We start from the raw sequence: 12,704 nt of genomic DNA, 5'->3' as shown, positions 1-12,704 counted from the left end.
ACGGTAGGCATTCTTGGCCGCAAGGTTTTTCTCTAGAACTTCCATTGTTAGCTTGCAGCATCCTCTTTTTTTGCCTCTCTCACTACAAACTCCATCATAGCGGCACACACTCCGTAACCTCGAGCCTGCTCGCTGACGATAACATCGTGAATATTGATTAGGGGCTGGCAAGAAAAAGTGGAAAAACCAGTAAAGCAATTAATCAGGCCTAACGCTTTTTCATTGCTGTAGGCCAATACTGTAAAAGCTCCTGGAAACTCCGCCAGCTTGGGCAGCAGTTGATTGCGGCACTGTTCAGGCAGGGGTTCTCCTCCCCCAAAGGGGTGGCGGGAATACTCATCCATCAAAGCGAGAATATCTGCACCGTTGCGACTGTCTCTATAATCCGCCATCGCAACTCGCACGGATGCCTTTTCCTCAGATTTTACAAACTCCATTAATACTACTCTTTCAGCTCTCTGCGCAAAATTACACTTTACGCCATACCTTTAATATTCCCATAATAAAAACAGATTTTTAATAGTTTGGCGACTTGGTAAGTTTTCCACGGCTATTGACCAGCTCAAGTTCTGATGGCACTTGATAACACCTATAGCTTAAAAATGCGTTATCAAACTTCTTCTAGCAAGACTCCTCCTCAATCTCCTTAATACTGAAGCCCTCAGGAACAGGTTCCCGCTCGATCTCACCTCCATCAGTATGGCGGGATAAGGCGTTGCGTAGGCGGGCACGTCTAGCCTGTAACTGGCGCATTCTCAATCGGTGGCGATCCATAAATCCGGAACGCAGCGAGGAACCTCTCCGCCTGCCGGGTCCAGAACTTTTTTTCTTGCCATTATTTATTCTCCCTTTTTCGACCTGGATCTAGAACACTTAGACCAAGCTCAAGATATTGGTCATAATCTAGGTTAGACCAACACCCCTTGGCCCGCGCGAACAAAGCCGCTATCCTGCAACCATAATGTCCACCTGGTCACATTAGGATACAACTGCATTGCACCCGCTTAATCATCTACTGAAAAATAACCAGCAATGGTCCGAGGCTACCCGTGAGGAAAATCCGGACTTCTTTCTCAAGCTATCGAAACAACAAACCCCAGAATATTTATGGATAGGCTGTGCTGACAGCCGCGTACCCGCAAATGAAATTGTGGGTTTATTACCTGGGGAGTTGTTTGTACATCGTAATGTCGCCAACGTGGTGGTGCATACAGACCTCAACTGCCTGTCAGTGTTGCAGTACGCGGTAGAAATCTTAAAGGTGAAGCATATTATTGTGTGCGGTCACTATGGCTGCGGTGGAGTCCAAGCCGCACTGCACAATGAGCAACTCGGCCTGATCGACAATTGGCTGCGCCATATCCAGGATGTACGCGACAAGCATCACACCCTGATTGACCTTTTCCAGCAACAACAGCGCACAGACCTATTGTGTGAGCTCAATGTACTGGAGCAGGTAATCCATATCTGCCAGACCACCATAGTGAGAGATGCTTGGCGCGTAGGGCAGCAACTCTCCGTTAACGGGTGGGTTTATGGCCTGGAAGACGGCCTGGTACACGATCTCGGCGTCTCTATCAGCCACCCGGGGGAAATTGCCGACACCTACCAAAACGCCCTAGCCAAAATAGCCAAACGCAATAACGAATAGCAGCACTCCCTGCCGAACTCCCTTATATTTGCTCCTATAAAAAATTTCAGCCCCGGTGTCCTTCCATAGCCGGGGCCCAGGCTCGAGCAGGGAAGCGTTATGTCTGAATATCGCGTATGGGAATGCCAAAACTGTGGCTGGATCTATGATGAAGCTAAGGGCTGGCCCGAGGACAACATAGCGCCAGGCACACGCTGGGAGGAGATACCTGAAGACTGGTGCTGCCCGGAATGCGGTGCCAGCAAAAGCCAGTTTGCAATGCGCGAAGTCTCTACAGGTATCACCCGCCCTAGTAACATTTCACCATCAACATCTACAGCCACCTACCGTATCTGGGAGTGCATGGTATGTGGCTGGGTATACGATGAATCCAAGGGTTGTCCTGAAGAGGGAATCACCGCCGGTACCCGCTGGGAGGATATTCCTGAAGACTGGAGCTGCCCCCAATGCGGGGTCAGTAAAGAAGAATTTGACATGGTGTTGGTCTCCTCTGTATCAGTGGAGACCAGCTCAGCAAAACCAATCACGAATACGGGAGAGCCTCTGGTAATCCTCGGCACAGGGCTTGCCGGATATAATTTGGCGCGGGAATTTCGCAAGCTGGACAACCACACTCCCATGCTGATGATTACTGCAGATGATGGCGCCTTCTACTCCAAGCCCCTTCTATCTGCCTCCCTATCTCACGGCAAAACCGCCCAGCAACTGAGCCAAATAAGCGCTGAGGAGATGGCCAGAGAACTAGATGCGGAAATTCTTGTGCACACCCGGGTTTCCGAAATCAACCCAAAAGACAAAACACTTACTCTCCACCAGGAGACTGGCGAGCATATATCAGAAATACACTATGACCGGCTGGTATTAGCCACCGGTGCCTGCTGCCCTCCTATTCCCCACATCGAAGGTGACGCCCAATCACACTTGTTCCGTATCAATAACCTGGGAGATTATCATCGTTTCCGCACAGCCTTGGTGGGCCATAGGCGGGTGATTCTTATCGGTGCTGGGCTAATCGGATGCGAATTTGCTAACGACTTGGTGCAGGCTGGCTTTGCCGTAGAGGTAGTAGAACCACTTAACTGGCCTCTTGGGAGACTGCTGCCGGAACAAGCTGGACGTGACCTGCAGAGGGCATTGGAAAAGCACGGGGTACGCTTCCACTTTGGCTCATCTGTTCAAGCCCTCAAGCGTACTTCCGGGGGCTGGAAGCCCAACTCGTTAACGGCGAAACAATTCAGGGGGATATCGCCCTGGCGGCACTGGGCTTGAAGGCAAATATAAGATTGGCAGAAACCGCTGGACTCGCGGTCGAACGCGGTATTAGCGTCAGTCGACACCTTCAGACCAGTAATAAATATATCTTTGCACTCGGTGATTGTGCCGAGGTGGACGGCCACCAACTTTTTTTGTGGCACCTCTCATAGCCTGTGCCCGCGCCTTGGCAAAAACCTTGAGCGGCGAAGCGACTCCCGTGAACTACGGCGCCATTCCGGTTGCAGTAAAAACCACCTTGCACCCCACCACTGTGTGCCCTCCCCAACCCAATACTGAAGGCCGCTGGCAAGTTTTCGAAGACTCTGAAGGTGTGCGTGCCGAGTATCGTGATCCGTCAGGCAAGCTACGTGGTTTTGCTCTGACCGGCTCCTCAATCTCAGCGCGTGACCGCCTCTGTGAAGAATGCGTGCCAATCATGGACGGCCCTCCACACACAAACCATTAACCGAGCTTCTTTCGCTAGTATTGGAGGCAAAGCGCGCAATAAGTACGCTTTTGCCGTAAAATGGTCGGCTAGCACAGATTTTGTACAAGCAAGCTCCGTATGACGACAGAAAGAAGCCCCATCATCACCCCATCTACCCAACAAAGCCGCCTTTTGCGCGATACCTTGGGTCAATTCGCCACAGGTGTCACCGTCATCACTACCCAGGATATTAACGGCCAACCTGCTGGAATGACCGCAAACAGCTTTAATTCTGTCTCCCTGGATCCAGCGTTGGTACTCTGGAGCATTGACAAGCAATCTCTTGGCTATGAAGCATTTACCACTCGCGAACACTTTGCAGTGCATGTTTTACGTGCAGACCAGCAGCATGTCTCCAACCTGTTTGCTGGCCGCGGGGCCGACAAGTTCGGCCAGGTACACTGGTATGAAGGACCAAATGGCATTCCCCGTCTGGACGAGTGCGCAGCTTACTTCCACTGCCGCCGTGTGCAGTGTATCGAAGGTGGCGATCACACCATCCTTTTGGGCGAAGTTTTGGAGTTTTCCGCCCCCGGCGGCGAACCATTGGTTTTTCATCGCGGTCGCTATCGCGCCTTGGCTGGCGATTAATTATCTGTTTGCTTTTAGTTATCAAGGCACTTTCCGGAGGGCTACTTTGGCCTCTTTTCATACCTTGGCGCTATAAAAAATTTTTTTATACTTACAGGTCAATAGACTCGATAAACTTTGGTGGCGGCATAACCCCCTCGTAATAATTTAGTGGCAGGCTCTCAAAATTTACTGATTGGACTCAAAGGTAATGACTCCAGGCACTCTCTTCTGCTTTGCACACCGCGGTTACCAGCGGCGAGCCAGCGAGAATACCTTGCAGGCTATTGGCCACGCACTGGAAATGGCAGTCGGGGGTATTGAAATTGATATCTGGAATGTGGGTGGCCAACTTCTAGTAAAGCACGATCGGCGCCTGGGACGCCTAATCCCGGGCAGTGAGCTAATTACTGAGATGCGCCCAGAGGATTTGAGAGAAAGACCCCTCCCTTGTGGCAATACTATTCCATCACTTCAGGAAGTACTGGAACTGGTCGGCGGCAGCGCACAGTTAAATATTGAAATTAAAGGCCCCAATTGCGCTTCCTTACTGGCAAAGGAAATACGGCGTTTTGTCACTGAAAAAGGCACTACATTCGATCAATATATTATTTCCTCATTTGATCACAGACAGCTGTATGAATGCCTGCGCCTATTACCCGAAGTACGCCGTGGGGTGTTAATTAGTGGAGTACCCCTTGATTTAGCTGCCTGTACCGCGCCATTACAAGCATATTCGCTACACACCAACCTGGATTTTATTAGTGCAGATTTACTGGCTGATGCCGGACAGCGGGGACTCAAAAACTATGTCTTTACTGTTAATAACCCTAATGACCTGGCAATGCTGGCCGCACTAGGTGTAGACGGGGTTTTCACCGATGAACCGCAGATAGTACTGGATTTCAACACACGAGTTCTCGCCAGCAGCGCACTTTGCTAACAGAATATTTGGTATGCCGTTCATGTAATACCATACAAATAAACCCGGCAAAAGTGCCGGGTTTATTTCTTTCAATGGCCTCTTACGACGTATAGCTCTTAACAAAATAAAGTAGCCAAAGACTATTTACTTCCACTGTTTAGAACTCTGCACTAGCACGTAAATACCAGAAGCCGCCGTTGAAACCAAAAGGCGAGGTCAATGCCTGGTCTACGCCCAGAAACTGCAGGGTTCCATCCTGTTCGTCATCAGGCTGTACATCAAAGATATTCTCACCACCGATGGCAATTTTGTAATTCTCATAGAGCGTGAAGGTTGCCTCCAGGTCCACCAGTATCTCGCTGCCATAGCTATAGGTATCCGAAGCATCACCCGGCCCAAACAGCCCCCCTGTTGACTCCCAGCTGCTATAACGATTCAGACGTAAATAACCGCTGAATATATCTCCGGTATCAAAATCCAACGTTAGTGTGGTGCGATCACTGGGCACCTGGTTTTCCAGGTCAAAAACCCTGGAGGCATTGATGGTATTTTCTGCAACATTACTCACTTCCTGCTGGTTATGATTATGGCGTAAATCTACCACTAACAAATTGCCAGCCACCTCAAAATCACTGGTAACTGCCAAGTCGATACCCGAAATTTCAGAGTCATAAGCGTTGACAAAATAGTTCGCATTACTACCACTCAGAAGTGCCGCATTTTCAACTCCCGCACTCTGAAGGAGTTCAACTTCCGCATCACCAATCGCATTGTTGCGCAAGGCCAGCCGATCCTCGATATCGATGTTGTAGTAATCGACAGTAACGCTGGTGTTATCGAACGGTGAAAAAACCGCCCCCAAGGTAAAGCTGGTGGATTCCTCTGGACTTAACTCTGCAGCGCCCAATGCCATAGCAACCGGGTGACTCACCGGGTATGTTCCATTCGGAATCAGATTACCGCTGGAATCAGCAGTTGTCGTGACATTCAGGGTGTTTACCTGTCCGGGAGTAGGCGCGCGGAAACCAGTATTTACAGTACCCCTTAGGGCGAAACGCTCATTGATGTCATAGCGGGCTGAGATCTTCCAGTCAGAGGTAGACCCAAACTCATCATATTCTTCAAGGCGTAGTGCCGTACCTAGCGTCAGTGCATCAGTTACGTCCGCTTCAAGGTCAATATAGGCGGCAATACTCTCACTACTGTAACTGCCGACAGCCTCAGTGGGGAAACCCTGAAATCCATCCGAGCCGACGCCAAAATGGGCCGCAGTCGGGCCCACTTCAGTGGAAGCAGAATCACCTGCGCCAATTGAATAGGTTTCCTCTCTCCACTCAGCACCAAAGGCCACGTTAAGCGGCGAATCTAAAAAAGCCAAATCCACAGGTTTCACAAAATCCGCATTAAGGCTGGACTCTTCTTGGGTAAGAGTGCCCGGCTTGAAACTGGTGGGCGACAATAAACCGAGGCTAGGGTTTATAGAATCTTTCAGTACATATTCCACCTCATTCTCCGCAACCCGCGCGCGCAGGTCCCAGGTCAGTCCATTTTGCATTTCGCCTCGAGCACCTACCACGGCGGAAATATCATGAATTTCTGCACCGAACTGGGGGTTATAGCCGCCAGGGAACTGGGTGTAGATGGGGTTGCGCAACACATATCCACTGGGGCTGGAATTATCGGCTACCAAATAATCGGATGGGTTTAACCCCTGGCCGATAATGTAATCAATCAACGACTGTGGTGCCGGATCTGGCAAATAGTCGACACTTCCAGGGTCATTAGGATCACTGGGCATATCCACCTGTAAAGTACCGCGAGCGGTAAATTGATGTTCCGGGTCAAGTACTGGGCCACGATAGAAGAAGTCTGAAATAGTTTCGTTGGTTGAGTAACCAAAATTTCCGTACAGCTCGACATCATCATTAATATCCAGGCCGCTGTTTACAAAAAATTTCAATGTCTCCACATCTGGATCACCCCAGCGCTGGCCAAGCCCGTCGAGCGGCACCAGGTCCTCTCCAACCACAGATCCGACAAACTCGGCATCAGGACGAGCGACGCCGCGCCAGGTTTTATCGGCCTTGGAATATTCCACAGTGCCATTGACAAAGCCCTTATCCCAGAGATTAAAGCCTGCATTGGCCGCCAAGCTGTTACGAGCCCCATCTCCTTCAAAATACTCACCAGTTTGTGCAGAAAAGCCGAAACCTTCTGCATCATCCTTTAAGATAATATTCACTACTCCGGCAATAGCGTCAGAGCCATATTGGGCCGAGGCGCCATCACGCAGTACTTCTATCCTTTCTATGGCCATAGATGGCAGCGTAGAAAAATCCACAGCCTGAGCACCTTGGTTAACCGTTCCCAGCGGAGCAAGTTGTAAGTTTACAAGGGCTGAACGGTGTCTACGTGTACCGTTAACCAGCACCAGTGTCTGGTCCGGAGATAAGTTGCGCAGGGTCACCGGACGAATAAATGCTGTTCCATCCGCAATTGGGAAACGCTGGGTATTAAAGGAAGGGGCAATTTTTGCCAGAGACTCTGTCAGATCGAAACTGGCCTGATCAGCCAGTTTATCACCACCGACCACATCGACTGGGGACAGAGTTTCTGTGGGAGAGACACCCTCCTTGCGTGTACCGGTAGTAATCACCTCTTCCATCGCCCGGTCATCGACAGCCGGGGGCTGCTCGCTTTGCTCCTGGGCTAAGACGCCTGGAGCCGTAAGTGCGACAGCGATTGCCAGCGACAAAGGTCTTAGCAAATAGGTTTGCATGTTGCCCGTCCTCTCTTTTCATTATTAATTTGGACAGCACACCACTGGATAACCTTGAATAGTGATGAGCAGTATTATTCTTGCGCGCACTGAGACCTACAGAGCACTTTTTTGCTATGGGAATATATCAGCCTACCCTTATCTCTGAAAATTTTCGCGTCAGTGCTAAAAGTCTCTCAATTTTTGACATTTTCCCTCGCCTGATTAGACAACAGTTACTCTGGAAACCAAAACTCATGGCGTTTAAATTTATTTATGTTAATAGTTGACACACCTGACTAATGGTCATTGCTGCCAGGTGTGTCAAATTTTCAATTTTCCAGTAAATATTATTGATAGGATTCACATACCCAGAGAAGAAACACTCCCAGGCCACTCGCCATTATTGCGGGGTATGGGTTACATTCAATTCAAAACTGGACGTTTGACGACTATAGCCTCGAACCATGATGTAAGCTTCGCTATCACCATTTGGCACCTGTAAAGTACAGTTCTCATCAGAGCCATTTTCGTAGGGCCTGCAATCGTAATAACGCCAGGTGGGCGCAGCCCCAAAACGCACATATAAATCGGCATCATTTGTTCCCGTCATATCCGCAACAAAATTTGTGCCAGGCGTCACACTGAATGCCCCGTAGTGCTCCTCACCACCTCGCGACACGTTGCCCGAGAAGCTTTGGGTCTGCTCTTGGCCTGGATCGGGGTCAGGATCTGGATCGGGGTCAGGGCCAGGATCATTGCCAATGTACCCCTTGGCCAGTTCCGCCACATAGGCTGCCGCCAGTTTGCCAAATTTCACGGCATGATTGGCATCTCCACCACTATTAGCAAGAGTGTCATTTACAGTGTGGATATATGGGTTAGAACCATTAAAAGTCGCCTCAAAAGGGAAGGAAACCGCATACCCCTGATCGTGCCAGGAAGCGTGATCAGAACAAGCATAACCACAGTTAGTAGTGCCGACACTGAGGCCACCCTGATAGGTTTGCACCAGATCTTTAAGGAATGTGTTCTGGGCACCATTGGTGTAATCACCGATAATATAAATATCGCTATTCGAACCATAGTAATTGGTCATATCCAGCTGTAGCACACCAATCACGTTCTTATTCTGGTTCTTGTAATCTGTAGCTATATCATCGGAACCACGCAGCCCAACTTCTTCAGCCGCATACCCCATAAATGCCAGAGTTTTTGCCGGCTTATAGTCCGAAACTACTATTGCATTAATCACATCGGTCAAAGTTGCAATACCCGAGGCATCATCATCGGCACCCGGTGCTCGTGTACCCTCCCCGGTGCCAAACCCTACTGTTGAATCCAGGTGGGCCCCCAAAACCACTATCTCATCGGGATCTGTCTGTCCCTGAATAGTGAGAATAACTGAGGGCTGGGCCCAGCTGTGATTGTAAAGTTGCGCTGAAGCATCACTTCTTGAGCTGGTTAGATCCTGCCACTTATCCCGAATCCATTCGGCAGCATCCACCCCGGTTGTCGTTGTGTAATAGCGGTTGGTAAAGCTCGACAGGGTTTCAATAGTCGAGCGAATATTTGCCTCTGAGATTTTTCCTTGTAATGCACTGACCACATCCGCATTATCAATCGTATAACTGGCAACACTCTCTACCGTACTCACTAGCGGTGAAAGCTGCGCAGCCTGCGCCTCCTCCAGTGATTCATGTACCATAAAGCCACCACAGCGATTGTGGCTATTATGCATAATGGTAGAAATATCGGATAAATTACCCTCATCTACCTTTAATATCGTTATATCATTGTGCTCTCCTTGTGCAACCAGCGGCTGTTTTGACATTAATGCACTATTTTTTTTCAGGGTTTGATAGCCATCACTACCAATGGTTATCCACAACTCCTGCGCCAAGGCTATACCAGGCACTGCCAGGAACCCTATTAGCGATGTACGAATCATTTTTTTCATTATCTTCTCCACATTGATTTAGCCCCCTGCGCAAATCGGCAAAACCCAAGAAAACACAGACGGGCACCGTACACCCATGCAAAAATCTTGCACAAACAGCAATGCCGAAAACCAACAACATTCAAATAACATACAAATTATTGAATTTGGAGACGCAACCTGACTTAAAAGGAAATACTACAGGTCATCCAGATTTATTTTTATTATTCAAATTTTGAAAACGCGGAGGAGCCAAGTAAAACCAACTCGAATAGCTGGCAACTAAAACCGTAACACATACAAACAAATACTGAAATAATTTAGCAGTAATCACCAAAAAATAAATCATAAATTTTAAGAAAGATAAAAGACAAAAAAAATAAGAATATAAAAAATCCACTAATAGCAATTTGAACTAGGCATATCTCATAAAAAAATATCATGAAATCTTTGCTGTAAAAAAAGATACTCAATAAGCGAAAAGTAAAACTTCTTCGAATATAACGAGATTGGCAAATTAAATGGGGACTTATTGTGACCTACTACTTTGAGACGAGGCATTCAATAGAGAGAAGTAAATTTAACGACTATTGAAATTGCATAAGCAACTCTTCTGCTACATTCCATTACCTGACAGTGAAGATGCACTCAAAGCATATTGACACTTATTAATTCCAGGACAATCGGCAACACCAATACGGACAATGGACTAACTCCGTAACAACCAACTTGAATAAACCCCTGACGCTACATCTCCGCTTGAAACCTGGAAGAACGATATAGGCGAGCTACCGCTCTACCCCACTCTTCTACTGAGACCACCAAGCCCACCATCAAAATAATCTGCCAGAGGTTTTCTTCATATCTTCAGCCTACAGTCAGGTTCCAGTCAGTAAGCTCTATTAACAACCAGACAACAGGAAGCAACTGTGCAGTTAAGATATGGAATCCTTCTCGCCTCCCTCTCACTTCTGATTACGGGCTGCGCCACAATGAGTAAAGATGAGTGCCAAATGGCGGATTGGCAAGCAGTAGGCTTTGAGGACGGTGCAGCGGGCAAGGATTTAGGGTATATGGGCCGGCGTCGTGAAGCCTGCGCGAAACATGGTGTACAGCTTAATACCGGTGCCTATCGCAGTGGTCGCGATGAGGGGTTAGGGCTATTTTGCACAGAGCTGCGTGGCTTTGCCGAGGGGCGCTCTGGAGAAAACTACAATGGGGTATGCCCAGCTGACTTGGAAGGCTTGTTCCTGCGCGGTTACGAGGCCGGCCAGGATATATTCGTAGCGCACAACGCAGTAAAAGAGCTCGAAGCAACAATTCACGACCTGGAATTGGAGCGTGAGCACATCCTTGATGACATTACGGAGATGAGCGCTCTTATTGTGCTTGATGAAACCAGTCGGGATGAAAGGGTTATCTTGTTAGCAGATATTGCCCGACTAAAAATACGCCACACTGAGCTGGGGATTGAAATTAATGACCTGCTTTTTGCCTTAGGCCAGCGTCAAGCAGAGTACCAGGATGTTCTTGCAAGCTCACCTTACCACTAATAACTTGGTAATTTTCATTAGTGAAAGGCGTCTTATTTTAGGAAGCCTTTCTCTACTGCACTGTCGAGTTTCCCCTTTATTACTCCCCATAGCTCTTTACTACCCGCACCAATTCGGCTATTTAGGGAAAATACTTGGCTTTTACTTATTTCATATTCCTTCCACGTGTGCCCCTCATTATGGCAGTTTTGTAATAGTGGTGGCACCCTATCAATCGCCCGAGCAAACCGGGACTCTGCTGTTTCACCAGCCTCAAATTCTTGCCACAAATGCAGACACTCTGCCTTTAGGCCATCTGGCAACTTAGCCAATAAGCGTTCGATCCCCTGTTTCTCATTGGCTTTTTGCTTATCAGTCTCAGCAAAATAAATAATCTTATCGTCAGCATCTATTTCGCCCAGGTCATGGATCAGTAACATTTTGATAACTCGATCTATATCAACCTCCTCATTGGCATAGTCTTTTAACGCCAGCGCAGCTAGACAAACATGCCAGCTATGTTCAGCTGAATTTTCACGACGATTGATTCCGACCGGCCGAGTTTGACGCAAAACACTTTTCAATTTTTCCACCTCTATCAAGAAATCAAGAATCTGCTCAATCTCTCTCATAAAATTCCTTTGTTTATATTTCTTATTCAAATGGCTATTTAGCGAAAAAACAGGTATTAAATTCAATTCAAAATAATCAATTCTATAGCCATGCAGTATTAATTTTGCACACAATCAACGATGAATAAACTTTGACAAGTGAACTTATTCTTTGATCTTTCCTCGCATCGCCTTTACCTGAGAGCGTCGATTTTTGCTTTGCAGCCTTCTCTCTTTTGCTCCGCGACTGGGCTTGGTAGGAATACGCCGCTTTGGAACTTCAGCAGCCTGCTCAATTAGCTGTTGCAACCGAGAGAGGGCATCCTCTCGGTTTTTTTCCTGGGTACGGAAAGTCTGGGCCTTGATTACTACAATGCCATCAGAGGAGATCCGCCTATCTCTTATTTGCAGAAGCCGCTGTTTAATATTCTCTGGCAGCGAGGATTCATAGATATTAAAGCGCAAATGAATAGCACTGGATACCTTGTTAACATTTTGACCTCCCGCGCCCTGTGAACGCACAGCACTCAATTGAATTTCATCCTGAGGTATCTGGATTCGTCGCCGGGTGCCCAACATTTCACCTTTAAGTTCTATTCAAACACATCAGCAAGTGATAAGTCCTTGCATACCTGTGCATTTTAAGCTAACTCCTGGCGATAGAAAAAATACAAGTACAATACAAGTGTACCTATTTACCTCCTTAGGACTCTTCACGCAAATAAAGTGCAATGTGGAGAACGAGGTGAGTAATTTTAAAGTTAGGATGTATTTACCAAAAAAAATCATCCAGTACTATTGCGCCACTTTTGTAGAGTGTCTCTCAAGGCCACTTCATCCCTAAAGTGACCAAGCAGCCAGCCTCTTTGCCCGTGACTTATTTTATTGTCTGGGTCAAATCCGCTAGTATTGCCACGCTTCCTTGAGGTACAGGAACAAAAAAATAAAGACGCACACCGTTGTTTCCTCTGGATTCC

General features: G+C 47.8%; 13 protein-coding genes. 7 read left to right on the top strand and 6 right to left on the bottom strand.

Annotation, left to right across the window (positions count from 1 at the left end; all coding sequences use genetic code 11):
* Positions 1–47 precede the first annotated feature (47 nt).
* Positions 48–437, bottom strand: coding sequence for a GNAT family N-acetyltransferase (locus tag P3339_RS04665; RefSeq protein ID WP_282952556.1), 390 nt, complete (start codon positions 435–437; stop codon positions 48–50).
* Positions 438–621: 184 nt separating this feature from the next.
* A complete protein-coding gene (locus P3339_RS04660; protein WP_282952555.1) occupies positions 622–774 on the bottom strand; it encodes a hypothetical protein in 153 nt (50 codons plus the stop codon).
* 220 nt (positions 775–994) lie between these two features.
* On the opposite strand from P3339_RS04660, the gene can reads away from it, so the two are divergent.
* The 6 genes from can to P3339_RS04620 all read left to right on the top strand — a co-directional run bounded on the left by can (position 995) and on the right by P3339_RS04620 (position 4,905).
* Positions 995–1,651 (top strand): carbonate dehydratase, encoded by a 657-nt coding sequence (gene can, locus P3339_RS04655; protein ID WP_020412479.1) that lies wholly within the window; start codon positions 995–997, stop codon positions 1,649–1,651.
* Positions 1,652–1,750: 99 nt separating this feature from the next.
* The gene (locus P3339_RS04640) at positions 1,751–2,920 is read left to right on the top strand and encodes a rubredoxin (RefSeq protein WP_353056882.1); all 1,170 of its coding nucleotides are present in this window, start codon (positions 1,751–1,753) and stop codon (positions 2,918–2,920) included.
* Positions 2,821–3,075: an FAD-dependent oxidoreductase gene (locus P3339_RS23325; protein WP_353056915.1), complete on the top strand. Its 255-nt coding sequence runs from the start codon at positions 2,821–2,823 to the stop codon at positions 3,073–3,075. Before P3339_RS04640 ends, P3339_RS23325 begins: the two co-directional genes overlap by 100 nt.
* Positions 3,060–3,371, top strand: a complete 312-nt coding sequence (locus tag P3339_RS04630; RefSeq protein ID WP_282952554.1) for a hypothetical protein — start codon at positions 3,060–3,062, stop codon at positions 3,369–3,371. Before P3339_RS23325 ends, P3339_RS04630 begins: the two co-directional genes overlap by 16 nt.
* A gap of 99 nt (positions 3,372–3,470) precedes the next feature.
* Entirely contained in the window at positions 3,471–3,983 is a 513-nt protein-coding gene (locus tag P3339_RS04625; protein ID WP_020412477.1) for a flavin reductase family protein, read from the top strand.
* Positions 3,984–4,173: 190 nt separating this feature from the next.
* Complete coding sequence (locus P3339_RS04620; protein ID WP_020412476.1) at positions 4,174–4,905, top strand: glycerophosphodiester phosphodiesterase; 732 nt, start codon at positions 4,174–4,176, stop codon at positions 4,903–4,905.
* Positions 4,906–5,044: 139 nt separating this feature from the next.
* Here the strand turns inward: P3339_RS04620 and P3339_RS04615 are convergent, their stop codons facing one another.
* Positions 5,045–7,666, bottom strand: a complete 2,622-nt coding sequence (locus P3339_RS04615; RefSeq protein WP_282952553.1) for a TonB-dependent receptor plug domain-containing protein — start codon at positions 7,664–7,666, stop codon at positions 5,045–5,047.
* A 382-nt stretch (positions 7,667–8,048) separates the two neighbouring features.
* Positions 8,049–9,605 (bottom strand): M28 family peptidase, encoded by a 1,557-nt coding sequence (locus P3339_RS04610; RefSeq protein WP_282952552.1) that lies wholly within the window; start codon positions 9,603–9,605, stop codon positions 8,049–8,051.
* A 908-nt stretch (positions 9,606–10,513) separates the two neighbouring features.
* Between P3339_RS04610 and P3339_RS04605 the strand changes: the two genes are divergently transcribed.
* On the top strand, positions 10,514–11,137 hold the full coding sequence (locus P3339_RS04605) for a DUF2799 domain-containing protein (RefSeq protein WP_020412473.1): 624 nt from the start codon (positions 10,514–10,516) through the stop codon (positions 11,135–11,137).
* A 32-nt stretch (positions 11,138–11,169) separates the two neighbouring features.
* Here the strand turns inward: P3339_RS04605 and P3339_RS04600 are convergent, their stop codons facing one another.
* Together P3339_RS04600 and arfB are read right to left on the bottom strand one after the other, a co-directional pair.
* Complete coding sequence (locus tag P3339_RS04600; RefSeq protein ID WP_282952551.1) at positions 11,170–11,778, bottom strand: HD domain-containing protein; 609 nt, start codon at positions 11,776–11,778, stop codon at positions 11,170–11,172.
* Between the two features lie 114 nt (positions 11,779–11,892).
* A complete protein-coding gene (arfB, locus tag P3339_RS04595; protein ID WP_020412471.1) occupies positions 11,893–12,306 on the bottom strand; it encodes an alternative ribosome rescue aminoacyl-tRNA hydrolase ArfB in 414 nt (137 codons plus the stop codon).
* Positions 12,307–12,704: the final 398 nt, after the last annotated feature.

Source organism: Microbulbifer sp. MLAF003 (genome assembly GCF_030012965.1).
Classification (GTDB): Bacteria; Pseudomonadota; Gammaproteobacteria; order Pseudomonadales; family Cellvibrionaceae; genus Microbulbifer; species Microbulbifer variabilis.
The sequence above is the reverse complement of the archived record's forward strand: the minus strand, read 5'-3'. Positions and strand labels throughout refer to the sequence as shown.